Below are 22,547 nucleotides of genomic sequence, written 5' to 3' on the forward strand. Positions count from 1 at the left end.
CGATTTCCTCCAACGGCGGGAATAGTCCGCGCCGTTTCATTGTTGTCGCGGAAGTATGCCCGATACATCCGTTCACAATCGCGCGCCGTATCTGTCGTCAATGGACCCATACGTGCGCGGTATCCTTGGCCCCTCGCATCGGATTGCGTCATGAGCGTTCACGAGATGCTGCATCGATCGATCGGCGTGTTGACCCTCATCCTGGGCCTCGCGACCGCGTTGCCCACCGCTGCCCAGAACGTGCAGAACGGTTCGGCCATCTTCAACAGCATCTGCGTGGTCTGCCACGGCAATCCGCCGGTCGGTGGCCCCGAGACGGCGCCCAACCGTCCCGACCTCATCCGCGCCGCCATCCAGCGAGTCGGGGCGATGTCGTTCATCCAGCTCACGAATGCGCAGCTCGCCGATGTCGCTGCCTACATCGCGTTCCTCCAGAATCCCGGGCCCGATCCCGGGCAGCCGACGGTCCCCACGCTCAACTACACGGATCTCTGGTTCGATCCTTCGCAGCCGGGTTGGGGCATCAACGTCACGCAGCACGTCTCGAACAAGATCTTCTCGCTGTTCTATTTGTACGAGAACCCGAACAAGCCGATGTGGATCTCGCTGCCCGATGGCACGTGGACGACGCCCACGAGCTACACGGGCGACATCTATCGCGTCTCGGGTCCGCCACCCACCGGCGCCTATGACACGAGCAAGGTCGGCGTGGTCAAGGTCGGATCGGCCACCTTCACCTTCACCACCGCCACCACGGGCACGCTCGCCTACACCATCAACGGCGTCACGGTGACGAGGGCCATCACCCGCTTCGCGTTCTGATGCGCGCCGCCACCGCCCGGGCGTGCGCCTTCTTCCTGCTGCTCTGCGGTTCCACCGTTGTTCTCGCGGTGGAGGCGGGTGCGCCCGCCCCAAACCTTCCCGCGCTCGCGGCCCATCGCGGCAAGGTGGTCTATGTGGACTTCTGGGCCTCGTGGTGCGTGCCGTGCCGCCTGTCGATGCCGCTGCTCGATGGCCTCTACAAACAGAAGGGGGCGGCGGGTTTCGTCGTCGTGGGCATCAACAAGGACACGAAGGCCGAGAACGCCGAGCGCTTCCTGAAGAAGGTCCCGATCACCTTTCCCTGGATCCCGGATGAAGGCGATGGCGCCGCGAAGGCTTTCGCAGTGAAGGCGATGCCCAGCGGCTACCTCATCGACCGCAAGGGCGTGGTGCGCGTCGTTCACCGGGGCTTCACGGAATCGACCGCCCAATCGCTCGCCGCCGAAATCGACAAGCTGCTCCAGGAGAAATCGTGAAGCGCATCGCCCTTGCTGCCGGTCTCGTGTTGCTCGTGATGATCGGCGGATGCGCCAGTGTCGAACCCTGGCAGCGCGAGCACCTCGCGCGCCGCGACATGTCGCTGGCCTCATCGCCCGGCATGGCCCACGCGCTCGAGAAGACCTACACCGCCAAGGAAGCGGCGAGCGGCGTGGGCACCGTGGGCGGAGGCGGCTGTGGCTGCAACTAAGCAGGACGGTGGCGCGCTTGCCGCGCTGATGAAGGCCGCACTCGCACTTCCCGTCCTCGCCGTGCCGATGCGTTCGGGCGCCGCGGAAACGGGCGAGATCGGCTTCTCCGTGCTCGGCTACAAGGAGCGCGATCTCATGAAGATCACGGAGCCGGTGTTGTGGACGCGCTTTTCGTTCGCGGAGACGTGGGAGTTTCGCGCCAGCATCCTGATGGACATCATCACGGGCGCCTCGCCGCGGGTCGTCTCCAACCAGGGCGGCACGCCCGTGCAGACGATCACGGGGGCCTCGATCACCGACCGGCGCAAGGGCGCGGACGCCAAGCTCACCAAGCGCCTGGGCGACTTCACGTTCTCCGCGAGCCGCACGATCTCCGACGAGGTGGACTACGACTCGCGGGCCTTCGGTCTCGAGGCCACCTGGGATCTCAACCAGAAGCTCACCACGCTGACGGCGGGATACGGCAAGGCGAACGATCGCGTGGGCTCGCGGGACAACCCGCAACTTCACGAGCGGCGCGACACCAAGGAATATCTCATTGGCGTGACGCAGGTTCTCTCGCCGCTCGCGATCGTGCAGTCGTCGCTGCAGTTCAGTCGCGGCGACGGCTACTACAACGATCCCTACAAGATCACGTTCACGTTTCCGCCACCGGGCAGCGAGGGCATTCCGCAGCTCGCGGCCGATGTGCGGCCCGGCTCGCGCGATTCGCTCGCCTGGCTCACGCGCTACCGGCAGCACGTCCCGGCTTCGAAGGGCACGCTCCAGGCGGAGTACCGCTTCTTCCGCGACGACTGGGGCATCCGCGCGCATACGCTCGAGGCCGCGTGGGAGCAGGAGATCAACGAGGCGTGGTCGGTGCGGCCCGCGCTTCGCTACTACACGCAGTCGGCCGCGGATTTCTATTCGCCGGTGATTCCCACGCCGCGGCCCGCGGTGTTGTCGAGCGATCAGCGGCTCAGTGCGTTCGGCGGCCTTTCGCCCTCGGTGCGCGGCATCTGGCGGCATGACAGCGGCGTGCTCGTCGAGGGCACGGTCGGCTACTACTACAACGCGAAGGACCTGCGCCTGGGTGGCGATGGCAGCTCCGCGTTCAATACCCTGCGGGCGTGGTACGTTTTCGGATCCATCATCAAAGAATTCTAGGATTCCGATGCGGCTCTTCCGCATGTCGTTCAAGGCGATGGCCGCGGTCAACGAGATCCAGCTCTACGCCGAGGACGAGGCCCGCGCCAAGGCGGCCGCCATGGCCACGCGCGACGAAGTGCTGCGCATCGAGGCCAAGTTCTCGCGCTACCGACCCGACAGCATCGTCTCGCGCATCAATGCGGCCGCGGGCGAGGCGCCGGTGCCGATCGACGAGGAAACGCTGGGGCTGCTCGCGTTCGCGGACGCCTGCCACGAGAACAGCGGCGGCCTGTTCGATCCCACGGCCGGCGTTCTGCGCGCGGCCTGGAATTTCCAGGTCGATCACGTGCCGAGCGATGCCGAGCTGGCGCCGCTGCTGGGCCTCATCGGCTGGAAGAAGGTCGAGCTCACCGACACCACCGTGCGCCTTCCCGAGTACGGCATGGAGCTCGACTTCGGTGGCTTCGGCAAGGAATACGCGGTCGATCGCGCTGCCGTCATCCTGAAGGAGAAGGGGTTCACGAGCGCGCTGGTGAATCTCGCGGGTGACCTCGCGATCCTGGGCACGCTCGACGATGGCCTGCCGTGGCGCGTGGGGATCAAGCATCCGCGCGTCGCCGATGCGGTGATCGCGCAGTTGCCTGTGTCCTCGGGGGCGCTCGCGACGAGCGGCGACTATGAGCGCTTCATCGAAGTCGACGGCGTTCGCCACTGCCACATCCTCGATCCGCGCACCGGACGCTCCGCGCGCGGCCTGCGCTCGGTCACCGTGCATGCGCCCACGTGCCTCGTCGCCGGCAGCGCCACCACGATCGCCATGCTGAAGGGCGAGCGCGAAGGTCTCGCGTGGCTCAAGTCGCTCGGCCTCAAGCACTACTGCATGCTCGGCAACGGAGAGATCGTCGACCGTTTCAAGTGAGCATGGGGGAAACCCCATTCGAGCCCATGGCTCGCGTGCTAAAATTCACGCTCATTCAAACACTTGAAGCCATGTTCGCCGACACGCACACCCTCGCGGCGGTAGATCCCGCGCTCTGGCAAGCCATGCAGGCCGAAGGCCGCCGCCAGGAAGAAGGCATCGAGCTGATCGCCTCCGAAAACTACGCCAGTCCCGCCGTGCTCGCGGCACAGGGCAGCGTGCTCACGAACAAGTACGCCGAGGGTTATCCGGGCAAGCGCTACTACGGCGGATGCGAATTCGTCGATGTTGCCGAGACGCTCGCGATCGAACGCGTGAAGAAGCTCTTCGGCGCGGAGTATGCGAACGTGCAGCCGCACTCGGGCTCGCAGGCCAACCAGGCCGTGTACTTCGCGATGTTGAAGCCCGGCGACACCATTCTCGGCATGTCGCTCGCCGCGGGCGGTCACCTTACGCACGGTGCCAGCGTCAACCTCTCGGGCAAGATCTTCAACGCCATCACCTACGGCCTGAACGACAAGGAAGAGCTCGACTACGACCAGGTGCGTGCGCTGGCGAAAGAGCACAAGCCGAAGATGATCGTCGCCGGCGCTTCGGCGTACTCGCTGAAGACCGACTGGAACAAGTTCCGCGAGATCGCGGACGAAGCCGGCGCGCTGCTGATGGTGGACATGGCGCACTACGCGGGCCTCGTCGCCGCGGGCGTGTATCCCTCGCCGGTGGGCATCGCCGACTTCGTGACCAGTACCACGCACAAGACCCTTCGCGGCCCGCGCGGTGGCGTGATCCTCGCCGCCGCCCAGCACGAGAAGGCGCTCAACTCGACGATCTTCCCCGGCATCCAGGGCGGACCGCTGATGCACGTAATCGCGGCGAAGGCGGTCGCGTTCCTCGAAGCGCAGCAGCCGGCCTTCAAGACCTACCAGCAGCAGGTCGCCGTGAACGCGAGGGTGATGGCCGAGACGCTCACGCAGCGTGGACTGCGCATCGTGTCGGGCCGCACCGAGAGCCATGTGTTCCTCGTGGACCTGCGCGCGAAGAAGGTGACGGGTAAGGACGCGGAGGCGCTGCTCGGCCGCGCGCACATCACCGTCAACAAGAATGCGATTCCGAACGATCCCGAGAAGCCCTTCGTCACCAGCGGTGTCCGTATCGGCTCGCCGGCGATGACCACGCGCGGCTTCAAGGACGCGGAAGCCAGGCAGGTGGCGAACCTCGTGGCCGATGCCCTCGAGGCCGCAGGCAACGAATCCGCAATTTCGAAGGTCGGCGCCGAAGTGAACACGCTGTGCGCGAGGTTCCCGGTGTACGGTCCCGCCATGCGCGCGACCTTCGGGATGGCGTAAGGAACCCGCGCCGTGAAATGCCCCTTCTGCAGCGCCGAGGACACGCAGGTCATCGACTCGCGCGTGAGCGAGGAGGGCGATTCCATTCGCCGCCGCCGCCGGTGCCAGGTCTGCAGCAAGCGCTTCACGACCTACGAGACGGCGGAACTCCGGATGCCGCAGATCGTGAAGACCGACGGCGTGCGCGAGGACTTCTCCTCGGCGAAGCTGCGCACGGGCTTCCAGCGGGCGCTGCACAAGCGTCCGGTCACGACCGAGCTCGTCGATGCGGCCATCACGCGCATCGAACAGAAGATGCTGGCCCTCGGTGAGCGCGAGATCGGTTCGCGGCGCCTGGGCGAGCTGGTGATGGAAGAGCTTCGCAAGCTCGACAAGGTTGCCTACATCCGCTTCGCCTCCGTCTACAAGAGCTTCTCCGACGTCGAGGATTTCCGCGACGCCATCCGCGAAGTCCGGGATACAAAGTGACTTTCACGGGCGAAGACCACGCCTACATGGCGCGGGCGCTCGCGCTCACGGCCCGTGGCCGCGACACGGCTTCCCCGAATCCCAGTGTCGGCTGCGTCATCGCGCGCGCCGGCAAGGTGCTGGGCGAGGGCTGGCATGAGCGAGCGGGCGAGGCCCACGCGGAAGTGCGGGCGATCGCCGCCGCGAAGGAATCGGTTGAAGGCGCCACCGCGTACGTGACGCTCGAACCCTGCAACCATCATGGCCGCACGCCGCCCTGCGTCGATGCGCTGCTCGCCGCGAAGATCGGCCGCGTGGTGGCCGCGATGGAAGACCCGAATCCGCTGGTGAAGGGCAAGGGCGCGCAGCGCCTGCGCGATGCCGGCGTGCAAGTGGACGTGGGCCTCATGCAATCCGAAGCGACCGAAGCCCATCGCGGCTTCGTCACGCGCATGACGCTCGGCCGCCCGTGGATGCGCATCAAGTCCGCGGCGTCGCTCGACGGGCGCATCGCGCTCGCCAACGGCGAGAGCCAGTGGATTACCGGAGAGATTGCCCGGCGCGACGTGCACGTCCTGCGCGCGCGTTCCTGCGCGATGCTCACCGGGATCGGCACGGTGCTTCGCGACGATCCGCAGCTCACCGTGCGCCACGTGCCGGCCACGCGCCAGCCCAAGCGCGTGCTCATCGATTCGCGGCTCGACGTTCCGTTGGAAGCGAAGATCCTCCAGGGCGAGCCGCCGCTCATCTTCACGGTGAGCACGGACGCCGACAAGCGCAAGCGCATCGAAGCCACCGGCGCCGAAGTCGTGACCGCGCCCATCGATCCGAAGAAGCCCGGCAAGACCGACTTGGTCGCCATCGCGCAGGAGCTCGGCAAGCGCGGCTTCAACGAAGTCACGGTCGAGACCGGTGCGAAGTTGAACGGCTCGCTGGTTGCCGCGGGCGTGATCGACGAGCTGGTGCTCTATTTCGCGCCGTTGGTTCTCGGCACGGGGGCGCAAGGCCTGTTCGACTTCCCGGACCTCACCTCGCTTAGCGACGCGAAGCGCCTGCGCATCCTCGACGTGCGCTTCGTCGGCGAAGACCTGCGCCTCACCGCGCGTTTCGGGAGCTGACCGTGTTCGCCGGAATCATCACGCATGTCGGGCGCATCGCCTCGGCCACCGCCCAGGGCGACGGCGTGCGGCTGCGCATCGAGGCGCGCGACTTCGGCCTCGGCGAAGTGAAGATCGGCGACTCGATCTCGATCCAGGGTGCCTGTCACACGGTGGTCGCCAAAACCGCCGACCATTTCGAAGTGGATACCTCGCGCGCAACGCTGGCCGTCACCACCGGACTCGAATCCGGGCGGGAAGTGAACCTGGAGAAGTCCCTGCGACTGTCCGACCGCCTCGACGGCCACCTGGTCGCGGGCCATGTCGACGGCGTGGGTACGGTGGCGGCCTTCGACGACCTCGGCGGCAGCTTCCGGCTGGCGATCGACGCTCCGAAGGACCTCGCGCACCTCCTCGCGCGCAAGGGATCCGTCGCGGTCGACGGTGTCAGCCTCACCGTCAACGCGGTCGACGGCGCGCGCTTCGAGGTGAACATCATTCCGCACACGCGATCGGTCACCACGATCCGCAATCTCGCCCCCGGCGCCCGCGTGAACCTCGAGGCCGACGTCCTCGCGCGCTACGTGGAGCGCATCCTGGAATCAGGCAAAATACGCACATCATGAGCATCAGTTCCGCCCCCGAAATCATCAGCGAAATCCGCGCCGGCCGGATGGTCGTGCTCGTGGACGAGGAAGACCGCGAAAACGAGGGAGATCTCGTCCTCGCCGCCGACTTCGTGACCCCCGAGGCGATCAACTTCATGGCGACGCACGCCCGCGGCCTGATCTGCCTCACGCTCACCGAAGAGCGCTGCCGCCAGCTGAGCCTGCCGATGATGGTGAGCGACAACCGCGCGCGCATGGGCACGGCCTTCACCGTTTCCATCGAAGCAGCCACGGGTGTCACGACCGGAATCTCCGCGGCTGACCGCGCGCGCACGGTGCGTGCGGCCGTCGCTCGCCACGCGAAGCCCACGGACATCGTCCAGCCCGGCCACATCTTCCCGGTGATGGCGCAAAACGGCGGCGTGCTCGTTCGCGCCGGCCACACCGAAGCCGGTTGCGACCTCGCCGAGCGCGCGGGCCTCACGCCCGCCGCGGTGATCTGCGAAATCATGAAGCCCGATGGCGAGATGGCGCGGCTTCCCGATCTCCTCGAGTTTTCCAAGGCCCACGGCCTGAAGATCGGCACGATCGCCGACCTCATCCGCCATCGCAGCGAAACCGAAAAGCTGGTCGAGCGCGTTTCCGACAAGGCGATCACCACGGCCTACGGCGCGTTCCGCCTGTGCGTCTATCACGACAAGAGCGCGGACGAACTCCACTACGCGCTGGTGAAGGGCGAGCCCACGCCCGATCGCCCGGTGCTCGTGCGCGTGCACGAACCGTTCATGTCGCTCGACCTCTTCGATTTCGATTCGAGCCGCCACGCGTATTCGGTACAGGACGCCATGCGCATCGTCGCGCACCACCGCGAGGGCGTGATCGTCCTGCTGCGCCGGCGCGAGCCCGCTTCGGAGATTCTCGAGCGCCTCGCGAGCGGTCCAAAGGAAGTGAAGGCCCCGAAGAAATGGGATCCGCGCCTGCACGGCATCGGCGCGCAGATCCTGAAGGACCTGGGCGTCGGGCAGATGCGCGTGATGGCTCGCCCGAAGCGCATTCCCAGCATGGCGGGCTTCGGACTCGAAGTGGTCGAGTACGTCTCGCCCGATGATGCGAAGGGATTGAAAGCCGTATGAAGGACGTGACCCCGAAACTCGACGGCCGCGGCCTGCGCGTGGGCATCGTCTGGAGCCGCTTCAACGAAGACATCGTGCGCGAGCTCCTCACCGCCTGCGACAAGGCCCTCGTGGATCTTGGCGTGGCGGCAGCGGACATCGACGTGGTCTCCGTGCCCGGCGCGCTGGAGCTTCCGCTCGTGCTGCAAACACTCGCCCTCGAGCGTCGCGGCTTCGCCCGCCGCTACGACGCGCTCGTGGCCCTGGGCTGCGTGATCCGCGGCGAGACCTACCATTTCGAAGTCGTCGCCAACGAAAGCGCGCGCGGCATCGTCGAAGTCCAGCTCGAGACCGGCATTCCCATCGCCAATGGGGTCCTCACCACGCAGGACGAAGCACAGGCCAAGGCGCGCGCGGTGGTAAAGGGCGCGGAAGCCGCGAAGGTCGCGGTGGAGATGGCCAACACCCTGAAGGCGGCGGGCGAATGAAGAATTCGGCCAAGCACCTTGCCCGTGAGTTCGCGGTGCAGGGCCTGTACCAATGGCTGCTCGGCGCCGGCAAGCCCGCGCAGATCCTCAAGGACCTGAAGGACCTCGAGGGTTACAAGGAAGCCGACGCGAAGTTCCTCAAGGAAGCGATCAACGGCGCGATCGGCGGGGCCGAGGAGTTCCAGGCCCAGCTCGAGCCGCTCGCGGATCGCAAGTGGGCGGACGTGAGCCCGGTGGAGCGCGCGGTGCTGTTGCTCGGTGCGTACGAGCTCATGCGCTGCCCCGGCGTTCCCTATCGCGTCGCGATCAACGAAGGCATCGAGCTCGCCAAGGTTTTCGGCGGCACCGATGGCCACAAATATGTGAACGGCATCCTCGACAAGCTCGCCGCCCAGGTGCGCCCGGAAGAGGTTGCCGCAAAGAGGCGGACCAACGCATGACCACCCCGAAGCTCAGCAGCGAATTCGATCTCATCGCGCGTCACTTCACGCGCCCGGCAGCCAATGCTGTGCTCGGCGTCGGGGACGACGCGGCGCTGATCGACGTCTCCAACGGCATGGACCTCGCGGTCTCCACGGACACGATGGTCTCGGGCACGCATTTCTTCCCCGACGTCGATCCGGAGAACCTCGGCCACAAGGCGCTCGCGGTGAATCTCTCGGACATGGCCGCGATGGGCGCGATGCCGCACTGGGCGATGCTCGCGCTGACGCTCCCGTCCGTCGACCACGATTGGCTCGCGGCATTCGCGAAGGGCTTCTTCGATCTCGCCGAAGAGTTCGATGTCTCGCTCGTCGGGGGCGACACCACGCGCGGTCCGCTCGCGCTCACCGTGACGATCATGGGCGAGGTGCCCGCGGGTGCCGCGTTGAAGCGCACCGGCGCCAAGGTCGGCAACGACATCTGGGTTTCGGGCCGCATCGGGGATGCCGCGCTCTCCGTGGCGCATCGCCGCGGGAAGCTGAAGCTCGACGACGCGGACCTCCAGGAGACCATCATGCGTCTCTACGAGCCCACGCCGCGCGTGCAGCTGGGCCAGGCGCTGCGCGGCATGGCCACGAGTGCCATCGACATCTCCGATGGGTTGCTTTCGGACCTCGGTCACGTCTGCCGCCTCTCGAAGGTCGGCGCGAAGGTCGATCTCTCCGCGATTCCGCTCTCGCCGATCGGCGCGAAATACGTGGGCACCCCCGAGGGCTTGAACGCCGTCGTCGCCGGCGGGGACGACTACGAGCTGTGCTTCACGGCCAACCCGAACTCGCGCGATTCGATCGAGGACCTCACGAACATGCTGGGCGTGCAGATCACGCGCATCGGCCAGATCCACCGCGGCAAGGGTGTGAGCCTGATGGGTACCGACGGCAAGCCCGTGCCGGTCGACGGCGGTGGCTTCGACCATTTCTCCGCGGCCTGACGCGCGCTTCCTGGTCGCGCACCCGGCGCATTTCATCGCGCTCGGGTTCGGCGCCGGCCTCGCCCCGAAGGCGCCCGGCACGTTCGGCACGCTGCTCGCCTGGGGCTTGTGCCTCATCCTCCAGCAATTCCTGCCGGTCCTCGTGATCGCATTCCTCGCGATCCCGCTTTTCTTCGTCGGCATCTGGGCGTGCGGCGTTACCGGCCGCGCGATGGGCATCGAGGATTCCGGCGCCATCGTCTGGGATGAAGTCGTCGCGTTCCTGCCGCTCGCGGCCCTCGCTTCCTCGAGCCTGCTGCTGCAGCTCGTCGTCTTCGGGCTCTTCCGGCTCTTCGATATCTGGAAGCCTTTTCCCATCAAGCTCTTCGAGAAGAATCTCCGCGGCGGCCTGGGCGTGATGTTCGACGACCTCATCGCGGCCTGCTACGCGTACGCGGTGTTCATCGTCATCGTGGTGGTGATGAAGTGAAGGCCTGGCCCTATCCGAAGCTGATCGCCCATCGCGGCGGCGGCACGCTCGCTCCGGAGAACACGCTTGCCGCGGTTCGATTCGGTCAATCGCTGGGCTACCGCGCGTGCGAAATCGACGTGAAGCTCTCGAGCGATGGCGTGGCGATGCTCCTGCACGATGCGACGCTCGAGCGCACCACGAGCGGCAAGGGCGATGCCGGCACGCTCGCGTGGGCGGATCTCGCGAAGCTCGATGCAGGCGCCTGGCATTCGCCGGAATTCCGCGGCGAGCCGATCGCGCGTTTCGATGCCTTCGCCAGGGAAATCCTCGCGAAGAAGGCGATGGTGAACATCGAGATCAAACCCAGTCCCGGCCGCGACAAGGAAACGGGTGCGCATGTCGCTGCTGTCAGCGCAGCGCTGTTCGCTTCGGCTCCGGTGCCGCCGCTGCTCTCGTCGTTTTCGTTCGCCGCACTCGGCGAGGCGCAGATCATGTCGCCCGAGCTGCCGCGCGGCTGGCTCACTGATCGCGTGGAGCCCGCTGACTGGGATCGCCTCGAGGCGCTCGAAGCGGCGTCATTGCACACGAGCCACAAGAACCTGCTGCGCGCCGACGTCGATCGGGCGCACAAGCTGGGCCTTCGCGTGATGATCTACACCGTGAACGACATTGCCCGCGCCGAGGAACTGTTCTCGTGGGGCGTCGATGGAATGTTCACCGACAACCTCCGCGTCTTCGCGGAGCGCTTCCCGAAGCACCTCTAGCCGACCAGCTGCTTCGCCGACTTGTAGAAGGTCTTCGCCTTGTCCTTGCCCGCGGCTTCCTGGATGCGCGGAAAGGCATACGCAACCCACTTCGCGAGGTCCTCGCGATTGCGGCAGCTCTGGAGCGTCGTGCCGAGCTTGCCCGTTTCCGGTCCCATGGCATCGACCAGCAGGTCACCCAGGCGGAACTTGACGGGCGAGTCGAACGAGACAGGCGCGGAGGCGGCGGCCGAAGCGGCGGCCGAAACGGCGGCCGAGACCGGTTGCGTGGTTTCGGCGTCGGATTCCGCAGGGCGGACAGGGGCAGCAGGCGCTGCCGGCTTGGTCGGGGGCCATGCCTTGGCCGCCGGAGCCGGCGGGGTCATCGGCTCCGTCTCAGCCACCGGTTCGGGCTCGAGCGGCTCGGTGGGGACCGGGGTCGTGTCGATCACGAATCCCTCGCGCTCGAGCTCCTCGAACTGGGCAAAGAGGGCGTCGGCGAGATCGCCGGCCAGCTCGAAGTGCTCGTCGAGCGTTTTCACGCCATCAATGCGGATCAACGCCTGCCGCAGGCGCGACTGGAGGTGGTAAGTGCGGCGTTCGATCTCTTCGACCCCCTTGGGGGTCTTGGCGAGGACGGATTCGGGGGTCATGCGGGGTCGGTGTCGAGGGCAGCGCGGATTATTCCACATGATCCCAAGGCGCGTCAGGACCTTCCGGGGCCTTCATGAGGCCTTGTTGAAAAAGGCTTGCCAAGTGCCTGATTTAGCGCCTAGACTGATTTCAGAGGACTGCAAAGGTCCCGTCGTACCGGCTCGGTAAACTGGGCCAAATCAGGGAGTGAAAAAACCCACGTGGCCAGAATCGCTGTCTTCAACCAGAAGGGCGGGGTCGGCAAGACTACGACCACGCTCAACTTGATCGCCGCCTTGGCGCGCGAGGGATTCGATCCGCTTGCGATCGACCTCGACCCCCAGGCCCACCTCTCGCAGATCTGCGGCGCGCGCGTGAATACCGCGGCCGAGAGCGTCTACGGTTTCTTCCGCGATTCGCGCCCGTTGATGGACCTCGTGCGCAACGCGAACGCGGGCTGGGAAGTCATCCCCTCGCACCTCGAGCTCTCCAAGGTCGACACGCAATTCGGCAAGGGCCCGAACGTGCTCAATCGCCTGCGCATCGGCCTCGAGCGCGAGCAGCTCAATGGCGTGCGTCCCGTGGTGATCGACTGCTGCCCGATGCTGGGCGTGCTCTCGCTCTCCGCGATCTTCGCCGCCGACCGCGTGCTCGTGCCGGTCTCCGCGGACTTCCTCGCGGAAACGGGCGCGCTGCAGGTGGAGAAAACATTGAATGCGCTCCAGCGCGTGCTCGGGCACCCGGTGCAGCGCCGCTACGTGATCACGCGCTTCGATGGTCGCCGCAAGATGTCGTGGGAAATCCTCGAGCGCTTCAAGTCGCACTTCGGCGCGAACCTCTGCGAGTCGCGGATTTCGGAAACCGTCGCCATCGCGGAAAGCCCGTTCAGCTCGCAGGACGTGTTCGCGCATGCGCCCAACAGCCGCGGCGCCGCGGATTACCGCGCGTTGTTCGAGGAGCTGGATTCGGCGGGATTCTTCGGGGTGCGGCGCGTCGCGCTGCCGGAACCGGCGGTCGCCTACGCCTGAGGCGGGTCGTCCCGGCCTTCGCTCGCGATGATGGAGATGACGCCCTCGAGGTCGGAGGCGTCTTCCGGCACCGGATCGGCGAGCACCTTCGCATCCAGGATGGTGCAGTGGTGGTAGACCTGACGGAGCTTGCGCTCAGCCTCCTCGCGGTCGCGCCCCTGGATCACCAGGTTCTCGACCGTCGAGCCTCCCCTTGTCTGGATCCGGAACCCGAATTTCTTCATGGTTGGGTATCAGGCCACGATTTTGTTGTGCGCTGAGGATACCCCAACCGAAAAAGGGGACTGTCCCCTTTTTCAGGCGGCCAGGCGCTGGGCCTTCTGGAGGTTGGCGTCCAAGTCGCGCAACGCCGTACGCAGGCCCTCTTCGATGACCGGGTGGTAGAAGGGCATCGAGAGCATCTGCGAAACGGTCATGCGCATCTGCACCGCCCAGGCGAGGAGGTGGCCGATGTGCTCGGCGTCCGGCCCGACCATCTCGGCGCCGAGAAATCGGCCGTCGGCGGAATCGGCATACACGCGCAGGTGCCCCTGGTTGCGGAGCATCACGCGCGAGCGGCCCTGGTCCTCGAACGAGACTTCGCCCACGATGAACGAGCCCTTCGGGATCGTGGCGCAGCCGCCGCCGACGATCGCGATCTGCGGATCGGTGAAGACGATGCCGAGCGGGGCGCGGCGATCGCCCTCGACAATGTTCGGGAAGCGCGCCGCGTTGTCGCCCGCGATGCGGCCTTCGTCAGCGGCTTCATGCAGCAACGGCATGTCGTTCGCGGCATCGCCAGCGATGAACACCGGCGTGTCGCCCACTTGCAGCGTCTTGCGGTCGAACGCCGGCGCGCCCACCGCATTCAACGGGAGCTTCGCGTTCTCGATCGCGAGCCGATCGATGTTGGGCACGCGGCCGGTAGCGGCGAGCACGTACTCGAAGCGCTGGGTCACCGACTTGCCGCCGCAATCGACGTATTCGATCTCGACTTCATCGCCCACGCGTTCGACGCGCGCGACCTTCGCATCGGGATCGACGCAGAAGTCCGGCGCGAATGCCTTCAATGCCGCGGCGCGAACCACGGTGTCGGAGATGGGACCCACGCGGCCGCCGCGGCCGAGGATGACCACGCGGACACCGAGGCGTGCGAGCGCCTGGCCGATTTCGAGGCCGATCACGCCGGGGCCGAACACGGCCACCGACTTGGGCAGGTCGTCCCACGAGAAGACGTCGTCGTTGATCACGAGCCGGTCGCCCAGCTTCGAAAGGACCGGCGGCACCGACGGGCGCGAACCCGTGGCGATCACCACCGTGCGGGCGACGACACGCGCGCCGCCTTCGACCTGCAGCGTATTGCGGTCGATGAACGTGGCGTTCCCGCGAAGCCGGTCGCCCTCGGGAATGTTCTCCACGCCATTCAATACGAAGCCCACGAAACGATCGCGCTCGCGCTTCACGCGCGCCATGACTTCGCGGCCGTCGATGCGCAACGGGCCATCGACGTGCACGCCGAAACCGGGCGCGCGTTCGATCGCGTGCGCGGCCTCGGCGGCGGCGATGAGCAGCTTGGAGGGCATGCAACCGACGCGCGCGCAGGTCGTGCCGTAGGGCCCGCCCTCGATGAGGACGGCCCTGGCGCCCCGCGCTCGGGCAGCCCGGTAGGCCGCCAGCCCCGCAGTGCCGGCTCCGATGACAGCAACATCCACGTGCAGCGTTTGCATGCTCACTCCCTTGGGTTCACTCCAGGTACTTACGCAGCCTTCTTGGTCTTGGACGCGAAATGCGCTTCCACTTCGTCGGCGCCACCGATGAGCTTGCCACCGATGAACACCTGCGGCGTCGTGCCCTTGCCGGAAACGGCGCGGACGGTCGAGAAGGTGATGCCCTTGCCGAGCTCGACTTCCTCGTACGCGATGCCGTTGGCGTTCAGCACGTCCTTGGCGCGCGCGCAGTGCGGGCAGCCGGCCTTCGAGAAGATCACCGCGGGTTCGGGCGCCTTCACGCTGGGGGCGATGTGGTTGAGCATCGTGTCGGCGTCGGAGACCTCGAACGGGTCACCCGCCTTGTCCGGCTCGATGAACATCTTCTGGACCACGCCGTCCTTCACGAGCATCGAATAGCGCCACGAGCGCTTGCCGAAGCCCAGGTTCGTCTTGTCGACGAGCAGGCCCATCTTGTCGCTGAACTCGCCGTTGCCGTCGGGGATGAAGGTGATGTTCGGGGCGTTCTGGTCCTTCTGCCACTCGCTCATCACGAAGCCGTCGTTGACCGACAGGCACACGATCTCGTCCACGCCGTGCTTCGAGAACGTGGCCGCGAGCTCGTTGTAGCGCGGCAGATGCGTGGTCGAGCAGGTGGGCGTGTAGGCGCCGGGGAGGGCGAAGACGATCACGGTCTTGCCCTTGAAGAGGTCGTCGGTGGTGATGTCCTTCCACTGGCCGTCCTCGCGCGTGCGGAACGTGACGTCGGGGACTCGCTTGCCTTCGCTGTTGGGAAACATTTGCACTCTCCTGGCTTGTTTCGGGGGTTGTTCAATAGGGACAGCCGCAATTCTCCGGGGTTCCGATTGATTTCTCCAATTGATTGTCGTTATACTTTCGATAGCCAGACCCTATCGAGCAAGCCATGACCCTCACCGAACTCAAGTACGTGGTCGCCCTCGCCCAGGAGCGCCACTTCGGCCGCGCCGCCCAGAAATGCTTCGTGACGCAGCCCACGTTGTCCCTCGCTCTTGCCAAGTTAGAGGAAGAACTCGGACTCAAGTTGTTCGAGCGCAACAAGAGCGAAGTCATCGTGACCCCGCGCGGGGGCCAGGTCGTGGAGCAGGCCCGCAAGGTCCTCGATGAAGTGGGGAAGATCCAGCACATCGCCAAGGGCTCGCACGACCAACTCGCGGGGGCGCTGCGCCTCGGTGTGATTCCGACGATCGGGCCGTATCTGTTGCCGGACCTCATTCCCATCCTCAAGAAGCGTGCGCCGGCGATGACGCTGTCCATCGAGGAAAACCTCACCGGCAATCTCGCGCCGATGCTGCGCGAGGGCGAGCTGGACGTCGTGGTGATCGCGCTGCCGTTCTCGCTGCCGGGGGTGAAGACGCAGGTGGTCTACGAGGAGCCGTTCAGCGTGGTGGTGCCCGAGGGGCATCGCTGGGGGACGCGCAAGGCGGTGAAGCCATCTGAGCTCGATGAGGAAAACCTGCTCGTGCTCAACAACGGCCACTGCTTCCGAGACCAGGTGCTCGAAGCCTGCCCGGGCCAGCCCAATACCGCGCAGCCCGAGGGCCGCGCGGGCAGCTCGCTCGAGACCATTCGAAACATGGTGGCGTCCGGGCTTGGGGTGAGCGTGCTGCCGGCGAGCGCGCTGGTTTCGCGCTACAGCTCGCGGCTCGTTCGCGTCGTGCCGTTCGCCTCTCCGATTCCCTCGCGCAAGGTGGCCCTTGCGTGGCGCACGAGCTTCGATCGCCCGCTTGCGGTCGAAGCACTCGCGGAATCCATCCGCTCCGTGAAGCTCCCGTCGATCAAGATTGCAAAGTAGAGGGGTCAGATCCCTTTAAATGATTCGGGGCAGCCATGGCTGCCCCGAATCATTTAAAGGGATCTGACCCCTCTACTTTGCAAACAGGAGCTCGAGGTAGGTCCGCAGGTGCTTGGTCTGGCGCGAGAGCATCGTCTTGTCGCCCAGGGTCTTCGTCATCACGAACGCGCCCTCGGTGATCGAGTAGAAGAGATCCGAGAGGCTGTCGAGCTCGACCGCACGGTTGGGCGGATACGCGGCCATCACCTGCTCGAGCTTCGCCTTCATCTGAGCGCGCCAGAAGAGCGCGGCGTCCTTCAGGATCTCGAGGGTGCCGTCGTCGAAGAGCTTGTGCTCGTAGATATAGGACGCGAACAGGCAGCCCGGGTAGGGCTCTTCCATCGCGTCGAATTCCTCTTCATAGAAACCGATCAGCAGCAGCACTTGCTGTAACGGGTCCGCGGCAAGCTTCTCCGCGCGGGCCAGTTGCGCGAGGAAATGCTCGCGGTCGGTCGCGGCGTGCCGTTCGACCAGCGCCCGTCCGAGGTCCGACTTGCTCGGGAAGTGGTGGAAGAACGCGCCTTTCGTGATTCCGGCGCGGCCGACGACCGCGTCCACGGTGGTCGCCGAGAAGCCGTGGTCGAGAATGAGCACCTGGGCCGCATCGAGAATCTTCTCGCGCGTTTGCCCAGGGTTCCGAACCCGGCGTGCATCCAAAGGAGTGTCCATAACGTACTGGAAGGTATGTCTTATCAACCAAAGTTTCAAGACCTTATCTTGACTTAGGGGCCTACACCTGTAACATACCAACTGGTTGGTTGCAGCATTTACCTTAGTGAGGACTGAACTCCCATGCTTCGCGATTCACGTGGTTTGACCGTTTCCACCTCTAGCACCCAGGCCCTCGCCGCCTATGAAAACGGCCTTCGCGCCGTGCTCAGCTTCACCGGCGATCCGCTCGCCCCGCTGGACCAGGCCATCGCGGCCGATCCGGCCTTCGCCGGCGCCTATGTCGCCAAGGCCCTGGCACTCATCACCGCTTACGAGCGACGCTTCGCGAAGATGGCGATCGCGACGCTCGATGCGGGCAAGCGCGCCATCGACAAGGGTACGGACCGCGAGCGCGCGCTGGCCGCTGCCGCGCGGCGCCTGGCCGAAGACGATTGGCACGGCGGTGTTGCTGCCATTGAAGACGTGCTCGTGGCGAATCCGCGCGACATCCTCGCGCTGCAGGTCGGGCACCTCTTCGACTTCGTGCGCGGCGACGCGCTGAATCTGCGCAACCGGGTCACGCGCGTGCTGCCGCACTGGTCGGCGAACGATCCCGAATTCGCGTACGTGCTCGGCATGCATGCGTTCGGACTCGAGGAGTGCAACCAGTACCCGGAGGCGGAAGACACGGGCCTGCGCGCGCTCGAGCTGCAGCCGCTCGACAGCTGGGCCGTGCACGCGGTGACCCACGTGATGGAAATGCAGGGCCGCATCGAGGAGGGCATCCAGTTTCTCGAGACGCGGCAGGAGCAATGGGCCCCGGCCGACAACGCGTTCCAGTTCCATAACTGGTGGCACCTCGCGCTGTTCAACGTGGATCAAGGCAACTTCGCGCGCGCGCTGGCGATCCACGACGATCACCTCGCCGGCGCGCTCGAGATGGCGATGAGCCGTGTCGATGCGACCGCGATGCTCTGGCGCCTGAAGCTCGAGGGCGTGGAGATCGGCGATCGCATGGAGTCCGTCGCCGATTCGTGGGAAAAAGATCTCGGTACCGAGGCCGGCTACGCGGCGTTCAACGATTTCCATGGCGTGCTGTCGTTCGCGGCGACCGGCCGCAAGACGGCGATCAAGCAAGCGCGCGAGGAACTCCAGTCGAGCCTCGGTGCGGCGTCCTCCAACGCGGACATGGCGCGCTTCGTGGGCCGGCCCGCCTCGGAGGCGGCGATCGCGTACAGCGAGGAGCGGTTCGCCGATGCGGTGGACCTGCTGCGCGCGACGCGCGACATCTCCGCGCGCTTCGGCGGAAGCCACGCGCAGCGCGACATCCTCACGCTCACGCTGATCGACGCGGCCACGCGTGCCGGCCAGCTGGAACTTGCGCGGCACTACACGCAGGAGCGCCTGGTCTCGAAGCCGACCGCGCTGTGGGGCCGCCGGTTGTTCGAGCGCACCAAGCCGAAGAAGCAGGCCGCCTGAGGCGGCTATGATCGGGCGGTGATCGCGCTCGGAGCCATCGTGCTTTGGGCGGCACTCGCGGCGATTGCATTGCAGCTCGCCGCGGTGCCGCCCTTCCTCCTCACGGGAATCGCGCTCCTCATCGGTTCGCTGGTGGGCGCTCGTGCGCTCGTGCGCCGGCCGCCGCCCTGGCCCGCGCTGGCTCTCGGCGTGTACGGGTTGTTCGGCTTTCACTTCTTTCTCTTCCTGGCACTCCGCCACGCGCCGCCGGTGGAAGCGAACCTGGTGAATTACCTGTGGCCGCTCCTGATCGTGGTGCTCGCCCCCGTGATGGTTCCGGGGATCGCGTGGAGCGCTCGCCATGCGTTCGCGGCCCTGATGGGATTCATCGGCGCGGCGGTGCTGATCACCGCGAATCCCTCGACGGGCTCGGGCTCGTGGTTCGGCTACGCGTTCGCGATGGCCTCGGCGTTGATCTGGTCCACGTATTCGCTCATGACGAGAAGGTTCTCGGCGTTTCCCACGTCGTATGTGGCGTGGTTTTGCCTCGCCTCGGGCGCGGCCGCGCTCGCGTGCCACTTCGCATTCGAGACTCGTTACGTACCGACCGCGCAGGATTGGCCGTGGCTGATCGCGCTAGGCGTGGGTCCGATGGGCATCGCGTTCTACCTGTGGGACCGCGCGCTGAAGCGAGGCGACCCACGCGTGATCGGCACGCTCGCGTATCTCACGCCGCTACTTTCCACATTGCTGCTCGTGGCGCTTGGCGCGGGCCGCTTCACGTGGGCGACACTCGCTGCCATCATCCTCATCCTGGGCGGCGCCTTCCTTGGCAGCCGCACCCCGAAGGAGGCAGCATGAGGCTCGCCGCGCTGGTATTCGTTGTCTTCCTCTCGGGCTGCACCGGCCTGGGCGGCGATGCGCGCTGTCGCGACCAGCTCGTCGAGCGGCTCTACCTCGGTGGGACCACGACGACCGGCGTCGTCATCCCCGAGGCGGACTTCCAGCGCTTCGTCGAGTCGGAGATCACGCCGCGCTTTCCCGCCGGCTTGACCATCTACGCGGCGAGCGGCCAGTGGCGCGGCAAGGACCAGGCGATCGTGCGTGAGCCCTCGCGCGTCGTGGAGATCGTCCACGGAGGGTCATCGATCGAGGAGGCGAAGCTCGAGGAAGTTGCTGCGGCGTACAAGAGCCGCTTCACGCAGGAAGCGGTGCTGCGCACTCGCTCGCTCGTGCGAGCCTGCTTGTAGAAGAAACCCTGTCATCCTGAGGGAGCGACGCGACCGAAGGACCTGCTTGAATCAGTTAACGGCCTAAAGCAGGTCCTTCGTCGCTGCGCTCCTCAGGATGACACTGCTTTATCGCAGGTCGCGGATCAGCGACGCGCGCGTCGCATCGGGAACCGGATCGAGCGACGCAGCGTAGTTCGGGTGATCGACGCCGATCGCCAGCACCGCCCCATTCTTCAGCGAAGCCGCCATCGCGTCGCTCAAATCAAAGCGCAGGAAGTGGACGGCGGAGGTCTTCACGTCGTTCGAGCGCTCGAGGTCCTCGTCGGCGATGGCGAAGGACTTCGCGTGGCCTTCGACCTGCACCCACACCTTGTGTTCGACGTCCCGCAGCTTCGAGAGCGCGACGCGGCGTTCCTCGACGTCTTCGTACTCGATCAGCATCGTGGCCTTCCAGTTGCGGCCGTCGGGGATGAGCGGGTTGTAGGCGTCGAGCTCGTCCTGGATGCCCGCTTCCTCGAAAGTCTTCTCGATGCGCAGCATCTCCTGGATCTGGTAGCGGACCGTGAGCTCGTCTTCGAAGATGAGCGTGAGGTGATCGCCCAGGTGCGCGGTGCGCGCCTTCTTGTGCGCGAGGACCTGCGCGCGGAAGTCCTTGCGGGACTTGGCGTAGGCCTCGAGGGTGAGCAGGGAGTCGCGGGTGATCTTGGGCATGGCGAGTGTCATTCAGGGATTCCGTAGGCCATTCGCATCAGGGTCAGCGGGTGGTGAAGTTCGGCCTTGCCCTTCTTGTCGGCAAGGCCCTCCTCGATATGGTGTCCAGCCATCGGGCAGTCGGAAGCGAAATGGTCGGGCTCGAAGTGCACGACCTGGCTCACGACGGGGCGGCCGATCTTCAGCGCCGTCGCGTGGAACTCCTTCTTCACGCCCCAGGTGCCCGCGTGCCCCGAGCAGCGTTCGATCGTCTGCACTTCGGTGCCGGGGACCATCGCGAGCGTCTCGCGCGTCTTCTGGCCGACGTTCTGCACGCGCGAGTGGCAGGGGATGTGATACGAAACTTTCCCGAGCGGCGTCTTGAAGTCGGTCTTGAGCAGGCCGTCCTTGTGGCGCGCGACGATGTATTCGAACGGATCGAACATCGCGTCCTGCACCGCCTTCACGTCCGCGTCCTCCGGGAACATGAGTGGGATCTCCTGCTTGAACATGAGCGTGCAGGAGGGAACGGGCGTCAGGATCGCGTAGCCCGCACGCGCAAGCGCGACCAGCTGCGGAATGTTCTGCGCCTTGAGTGCCGCGACGCTATCGAGATCACCGAGCTCCAGCTTCGGCATTCCGCAGCAGGCTTCCTTCTCGACCAGCACGTACGGAATCGCGTTGTGGTCGAGGATCTTCGTGAGGTCGTGGCCGATGCCCGGCTCGTTGTAGTTCACGTAGCAGGTCGAGAAGATCGCGACCTTGCCCGGCGAACGCGGGCCGTCCTTTACGCCGTGCGGCTTGCTCTTCGCCGCGTTGGGACGGAACTTCTTCGGCGTGAACTCCGGCACCCACGCCGTCTTGTCCACGCCCATCATCTTTTCACCGAGGCTTCGCAGCGTCGGTGATTTCGCAGCGGCATTCACCGTCTGCACGACGACGGGAATCGTCGCGAGCTTGCCGTTGCGATCGGTGGAGGAGAGCTGCACGTCGCGGAACTTCGTGGGCGAACCCTTGCGGAACTGCACCGCCTTCGCGCGCAGCATCACGTGCGGGAAATCCACGTTCCACGGATGCGGCGGAACGTAGGGGCACTTCGTCATGTAGCAGACGTCGCACAGGTAGCACTGGTCGATCACCTTCCAGTACTTCTCGCGCGGCACGCCGTCCAACTCCATGGTCGGACTTTCGTCCACCAGGTCGAACAGCGTGGGGAATGCGTTGCAGAGACTGACGCAGCGCCGGCACCCGTGGCAGATGTCGAAGATGCGCCCGGCTTCGTCGAGGGCTTTCGCCTCGTCGTAGAACTCCGGGTTCTTCCAGTCCAGGGGGTGGCGGGTGGGTGCTTCGAGGCTGCCTTCGCGGACGGTCATGGAGAAGCCGCTATCGTCCTGAGGGTAAGGCTTGTCATCCTGAGGGAGCGACGCGACCGAAGGACCTGCTTTAGGGTTTTAACAGTTAAACCACTCAAGCAGGTCCTTCGTCGCTGCGCTCCTCAGGATGACAGTTCCGTCAGGATGACAGGGAGCCTTAGTCCGTCAGCGCGTCGAGGGCCTTCTGGAACCGGTTCGCGTGCGAACGCTCGGCCTTGGCCAGCGTCTCGAACCAGTCGGCGATCTCGTCGAAACCTTCACCGCGGGCCGACTTCGCCATGCCCGGGTACATGTCCGTGTACTCGTGCGTCTCGCCGGCGACGGCGGCCTTCAGGTTCTGGCGCGAGGAGCCGATCGGGAGCTCCGTCGCCGGGTCACCGACGATCGCGAGGTAGTCCAGGTGACCGTGGGCGTGGCCCGTTTCGCCTTCCGCGGTCGAGCGGAACAGCGCGGCAACGTCGTTCTGTCCTTCGACGTCGGCCTTGTTTGCGAAATAAAGGTAGCGGCGATTCGCTTGCGATTCCCCTGCGAACGCGGCCTTGAGGTTGTCGTGAGTCTTGGTGCCTTTGAGAGCTTTCATCGGTGCCTCCTCGTGGTTGTGCTGTGAGCCTATGCCCACATCGAGGGGGCCGTCCAATTGATAGTTCCGATACGCGCGAT

Annotated in this window: 28 protein-coding genes; 20 read left to right on the forward strand and 8 right to left on the reverse strand. The window is 65.8% G+C overall.

Features of this window, described 5'->3' with window-relative positions; genetic code table 11:
- The first annotated feature begins 150 nt into the window (after window positions 1-150).
- From DSM104440_RS07745 to ugpQ, 15 genes are all read left to right on the forward strand, one after another.
- Window positions 151-822 carry a c-type cytochrome gene (locus DSM104440_RS07745; protein WP_171161444.1) on the forward strand — a complete coding sequence of 224 codons (672 nt, stop codon included), beginning with the start codon at window positions 151-153 and terminating at the stop codon, window positions 820-822.
- Window positions 822-1,298 carry a TlpA family protein disulfide reductase gene (locus DSM104440_RS07750; protein ID WP_171161445.1) on the forward strand — a complete coding sequence of 159 codons (477 nt, stop codon included), beginning with the start codon at window positions 822-824 and terminating at the stop codon, window positions 1,296-1,298. Before DSM104440_RS07745 ends, DSM104440_RS07750 begins: the two co-directional genes overlap by 1 nt.
- On the forward strand, window positions 1,295-1,510 hold the full coding sequence (locus DSM104440_RS07755) for a DUF4266 domain-containing protein (protein WP_212758261.1): 216 nt from the start codon (window positions 1,295-1,297) through the stop codon (window positions 1,508-1,510). The genes DSM104440_RS07750 and DSM104440_RS07755 overlap by 4 nt, the downstream gene beginning before the upstream one ends.
- The gene (locus DSM104440_RS07760) at window positions 1,497-2,657 is read left to right on the forward strand and encodes a DUF3570 domain-containing protein (protein WP_171161446.1); all 1,161 of its coding nucleotides are present in this window, start codon (window positions 1,497-1,499) and stop codon (window positions 2,655-2,657) included. Before DSM104440_RS07755 ends, DSM104440_RS07760 begins: the two co-directional genes overlap by 14 nt.
- Before the next feature lie 7 nt (window positions 2,658-2,664).
- The gene (locus DSM104440_RS07765; RefSeq protein ID WP_171161447.1) at window positions 2,665-3,558 is read left to right on the forward strand and encodes an FAD:protein FMN transferase; all 894 of its coding nucleotides are present in this window, start codon (window positions 2,665-2,667) and stop codon (window positions 3,556-3,558) included.
- A 71-nt stretch (window positions 3,559-3,629) separates the two neighbouring features.
- Complete coding sequence (glyA, locus tag DSM104440_RS07770) at window positions 3,630-4,904, forward strand: serine hydroxymethyltransferase (protein WP_171165790.1); 1,275 nt, start codon at window positions 3,630-3,632, stop codon at window positions 4,902-4,904.
- A gap of 12 nt (window positions 4,905-4,916) precedes the next feature.
- Entirely contained in the window at window positions 4,917-5,372 is a 456-nt protein-coding gene (gene nrdR / locus DSM104440_RS07775) for a transcriptional regulator NrdR (protein ID WP_171161448.1), read from the forward strand.
- On the forward strand, window positions 5,369-6,469 hold the full coding sequence (ribD, locus tag DSM104440_RS07780; RefSeq protein ID WP_171161449.1) for a bifunctional diaminohydroxyphosphoribosylaminopyrimidine deaminase/5-amino-6-(5-phosphoribosylamino)uracil reductase RibD: 1,101 nt from the start codon (window positions 5,369-5,371) through the stop codon (window positions 6,467-6,469). Before nrdR ends, ribD begins: the two co-directional genes overlap by 4 nt.
- 2 nt (window positions 6,470-6,471) lie before the next feature.
- Entirely contained in the window at window positions 6,472-7,074 is a 603-nt protein-coding gene (locus DSM104440_RS07785) for a riboflavin synthase (RefSeq protein WP_171161450.1), read from the forward strand.
- A complete protein-coding gene (ribBA, locus tag DSM104440_RS07790) occupies window positions 7,071-8,189 on the forward strand; it encodes a bifunctional 3,4-dihydroxy-2-butanone-4-phosphate synthase/GTP cyclohydrolase II (RefSeq protein WP_171161451.1) in 1,119 nt (372 codons plus the stop codon). Before DSM104440_RS07785 ends, ribBA begins: the two co-directional genes overlap by 4 nt.
- On the forward strand, window positions 8,186-8,656 hold the full coding sequence (ribH, locus tag DSM104440_RS07795; protein ID WP_171161452.1) for a 6,7-dimethyl-8-ribityllumazine synthase: 471 nt from the start codon (window positions 8,186-8,188) through the stop codon (window positions 8,654-8,656). Before ribBA ends, ribH begins: the two co-directional genes overlap by 4 nt.
- Entirely contained in the window at window positions 8,653-9,096 is a 444-nt protein-coding gene (gene nusB, locus DSM104440_RS07800) for a transcription antitermination factor NusB (protein ID WP_171161453.1), read from the forward strand. The genes ribH and nusB overlap by 4 nt, the downstream gene beginning before the upstream one ends.
- On the forward strand, window positions 9,093-10,070 hold the full coding sequence (gene thiL, locus DSM104440_RS07805; RefSeq protein ID WP_171161454.1) for a thiamine-phosphate kinase: 978 nt from the start codon (window positions 9,093-9,095) through the stop codon (window positions 10,068-10,070). The genes nusB and thiL overlap by 4 nt, the downstream gene beginning before the upstream one ends.
- Window positions 10,042-10,539: a phosphatidylglycerophosphatase A family protein gene (locus DSM104440_RS07810; RefSeq protein WP_246212118.1), complete on the forward strand. Its 498-nt coding sequence runs from the start codon at window positions 10,042-10,044 to the stop codon at window positions 10,537-10,539. The genes thiL and DSM104440_RS07810 overlap by 29 nt, the downstream gene beginning before the upstream one ends.
- Window positions 10,536-11,285 (forward strand): glycerophosphodiester phosphodiesterase, encoded by a 750-nt coding sequence (ugpQ, locus tag DSM104440_RS07815; RefSeq protein WP_171161455.1) that lies wholly within the window; start codon window positions 10,536-10,538, stop codon window positions 11,283-11,285. The genes DSM104440_RS07810 and ugpQ overlap by 4 nt, the downstream gene beginning before the upstream one ends.
- Here the strand turns inward: ugpQ and DSM104440_RS07820 are convergent.
- Window positions 11,282-11,917, reverse strand: coding sequence for a hypothetical protein (locus tag DSM104440_RS07820; protein WP_171161456.1), 636 nt, complete (start codon window positions 11,915-11,917; stop codon window positions 11,282-11,284). The two genes, ugpQ and DSM104440_RS07820, sit on opposite strands and share 4 nt — an antisense overlap.
- A 201-nt stretch (window positions 11,918-12,118) precedes the next feature.
- On the opposite strand from DSM104440_RS07820, the gene DSM104440_RS07825 reads away from it, so the two are divergent.
- The gene (locus DSM104440_RS07825; RefSeq protein ID WP_171161457.1) at window positions 12,119-12,925 is read left to right on the forward strand and encodes a ParA family protein; all 807 of its coding nucleotides are present in this window, start codon (window positions 12,119-12,121) and stop codon (window positions 12,923-12,925) included.
- Here the strand turns inward: DSM104440_RS07825 and DSM104440_RS07830 are convergent.
- The 3 genes from DSM104440_RS07830 to DSM104440_RS07840 form a co-directional block, all read right to left on the reverse strand.
- Window positions 12,916-13,149: a hypothetical protein gene (locus DSM104440_RS07830; protein WP_171159552.1), complete on the reverse strand. Its 234-nt coding sequence runs from the start codon at window positions 13,147-13,149 to the stop codon at window positions 12,916-12,918. The two genes, DSM104440_RS07825 and DSM104440_RS07830, sit on opposite strands and share 10 nt — an antisense overlap.
- A 72-nt stretch (window positions 13,150-13,221) precedes the next feature.
- Window positions 13,222-14,631, reverse strand: a complete 1,410-nt coding sequence (locus DSM104440_RS07835) for a dihydrolipoyl dehydrogenase (RefSeq protein ID WP_171161458.1) — start codon at window positions 14,629-14,631, stop codon at window positions 13,222-13,224.
- A gap of 29 nt (window positions 14,632-14,660) precedes the next feature.
- Window positions 14,661-15,410, reverse strand: a complete 750-nt coding sequence (locus tag DSM104440_RS07840) for a glutathione peroxidase (protein WP_171161459.1) — start codon at window positions 15,408-15,410, stop codon at window positions 14,661-14,663.
- A gap of 125 nt (window positions 15,411-15,535) precedes the next feature.
- On the opposite strand from DSM104440_RS07840, the gene DSM104440_RS07845 reads away from it, so the two are divergent.
- Entirely contained in the window at window positions 15,536-16,444 is a 909-nt protein-coding gene (locus DSM104440_RS07845) for a hydrogen peroxide-inducible genes activator (RefSeq protein ID WP_171161460.1), read from the forward strand.
- 72 nt (window positions 16,445-16,516) lie between these two features.
- Here DSM104440_RS07845 and DSM104440_RS07850 read toward each other — a convergent pair whose 3' ends face one another.
- A complete protein-coding gene (locus DSM104440_RS07850; RefSeq protein WP_212758262.1) occupies window positions 16,517-17,140 on the reverse strand; it encodes a TetR/AcrR family transcriptional regulator in 624 nt (207 codons plus the stop codon).
- Between the two features lie 135 nt (window positions 17,141-17,275).
- Here DSM104440_RS07850 and DSM104440_RS07855 point away from each other — a divergent pair, with 135 nt between their 5' ends.
- Genes DSM104440_RS07855 through DSM104440_RS07865 form a run of 3 tightly spaced genes read left to right on the forward strand, consistent with a single transcriptional unit; the run spans window position 17,276 to window position 19,842 of the window.
- On the forward strand, window positions 17,276-18,613 hold the full coding sequence (locus tag DSM104440_RS07855) for a tetratricopeptide repeat protein (RefSeq protein WP_171161462.1): 1,338 nt from the start codon (window positions 17,276-17,278) through the stop codon (window positions 18,611-18,613).
- A gap of 18 nt (window positions 18,614-18,631) precedes the next feature.
- Window positions 18,632-19,453: a DMT family transporter gene (locus tag DSM104440_RS07860; RefSeq protein ID WP_171161463.1), complete on the forward strand. Its 822-nt coding sequence runs from the start codon at window positions 18,632-18,634 to the stop codon at window positions 19,451-19,453.
- Entirely contained in the window at window positions 19,450-19,842 is a 393-nt protein-coding gene (locus DSM104440_RS07865) for a DUF3574 domain-containing protein (RefSeq protein ID WP_171161464.1), read from the forward strand. The genes DSM104440_RS07860 and DSM104440_RS07865 overlap by 4 nt, the downstream gene beginning before the upstream one ends.
- A 108-nt stretch (window positions 19,843-19,950) precedes the next feature.
- On the opposite strand, the gene DSM104440_RS07870 is transcribed toward DSM104440_RS07865, so the two are convergent.
- The 3 genes from DSM104440_RS07870 to DSM104440_RS07880 all read right to left on the reverse strand — a co-directional run bounded on the left by DSM104440_RS07870 (window position 19,951) and on the right by DSM104440_RS07880 (window position 22,467).
- Window positions 19,951-20,535 (reverse strand): DUF3501 family protein, encoded by a 585-nt coding sequence (locus tag DSM104440_RS07870; protein ID WP_171161465.1) that lies wholly within the window; start codon window positions 20,533-20,535, stop codon window positions 19,951-19,953.
- 8 nt (window positions 20,536-20,543) lie between these two features.
- The gene (locus tag DSM104440_RS07875; RefSeq protein WP_171161466.1) at window positions 20,544-21,887 is read right to left on the reverse strand and encodes a (Fe-S)-binding protein; all 1,344 of its coding nucleotides are present in this window, start codon (window positions 21,885-21,887) and stop codon (window positions 20,544-20,546) included.
- A 157-nt stretch (window positions 21,888-22,044) separates the two neighbouring features.
- Window positions 22,045-22,467 carry a rubrerythrin family protein gene (locus tag DSM104440_RS07880; protein WP_171161467.1) on the reverse strand — a complete coding sequence of 141 codons (423 nt, stop codon included), beginning with the start codon at window positions 22,465-22,467 and terminating at the stop codon, window positions 22,045-22,047.
- Between the last annotated feature and the right edge of the window lie 80 nt (window positions 22,468-22,547).

It is taken from the genome of Usitatibacter palustris, assembly GCF_013003985.1.
Taxonomy (GTDB): Bacteria; Pseudomonadota; Gammaproteobacteria; order Burkholderiales; family Usitatibacteraceae; genus Usitatibacter; species Usitatibacter palustris.

Excerpts from the sequence above, each read along its gene's own strand:
- DSM104440_RS07875 (WP_171161466.1), bottom strand. The coding sequence starts at position 21,887 with ATGACCGTCCGCGAAGGCAGCCTCGAAGCACCCACCCGCCACCCCCTG.
- DSM104440_RS07880 (WP_171161467.1), bottom strand. The coding sequence starts at position 22,467 with ATGAAAGCTCTCAAAGGCACCAAGACTCACGACAACCTCAAGGCCGCG.
- thiL (WP_171161454.1), top strand. The coding sequence starts at position 9,093 with ATGACCACCCCGAAGCTCAGCAGCGAATTCGATCTCATCGCGCGTCAC.
- ribH (WP_171161452.1), top strand. The coding sequence starts at position 8,186 with ATGAAGGACGTGACCCCGAAACTCGACGGCCGCGGCCTGCGCGTGGGC.
- DSM104440_RS07870 (WP_171161465.1), bottom strand. The coding sequence starts at position 20,535 with ATGCCCAAGATCACCCGCGACTCCCTGCTCACCCTCGAGGCCTACGCC.
- ribBA (WP_171161451.1), top strand. The coding sequence starts at position 7,071 with ATGAGCATCAGTTCCGCCCCCGAAATCATCAGCGAAATCCGCGCCGGC.
- DSM104440_RS07840 (WP_171161459.1), bottom strand. The coding sequence starts at position 15,410 with ATGTTTCCCAACAGCGAAGGCAAGCGAGTCCCCGACGTCACGTTCCGC.
- glyA (WP_171165790.1), top strand. The coding sequence starts at position 3,630 with ATGTTCGCCGACACGCACACCCTCGCGGCGGTAGATCCCGCGCTCTGG.
- DSM104440_RS07750 (WP_171161445.1), top strand. The coding sequence starts at position 822 with ATGCGCGCCGCCACCGCCCGGGCGTGCGCCTTCTTCCTGCTGCTCTGC.
- DSM104440_RS07835 (WP_171161458.1), bottom strand. The coding sequence starts at position 14,631 with ATGCAAACGCTGCACGTGGATGTTGCTGTCATCGGAGCCGGCACTGCG.
- DSM104440_RS07830 (WP_171159552.1), bottom strand. The coding sequence starts at position 13,149 with ATGAAGAAATTCGGGTTCCGGATCCAGACAAGGGGAGGCTCGACGGTC.
- DSM104440_RS07745 (WP_171161444.1), top strand. The coding sequence starts at position 151 with ATGAGCGTTCACGAGATGCTGCATCGATCGATCGGCGTGTTGACCCTC.
- DSM104440_RS07820 (WP_171161456.1), bottom strand. The coding sequence starts at position 11,917 with ATGACCCCCGAATCCGTCCTCGCCAAGACCCCCAAGGGGGTCGAAGAG.
- DSM104440_RS07845 (WP_171161460.1), top strand. The coding sequence starts at position 15,536 with ATGACCCTCACCGAACTCAAGTACGTGGTCGCCCTCGCCCAGGAGCGC.
- DSM104440_RS07765 (WP_171161447.1), top strand. The coding sequence starts at position 2,665 with ATGCGGCTCTTCCGCATGTCGTTCAAGGCGATGGCCGCGGTCAACGAG.
- nusB (WP_171161453.1), top strand. The coding sequence starts at position 8,653 with ATGAAGAATTCGGCCAAGCACCTTGCCCGTGAGTTCGCGGTGCAGGGC.
- DSM104440_RS07855 (WP_171161462.1), top strand. The coding sequence starts at position 17,276 with ATGCTTCGCGATTCACGTGGTTTGACCGTTTCCACCTCTAGCACCCAG.
- DSM104440_RS07865 (WP_171161464.1), top strand. The coding sequence starts at position 19,450 with ATGAGGCTCGCCGCGCTGGTATTCGTTGTCTTCCTCTCGGGCTGCACC.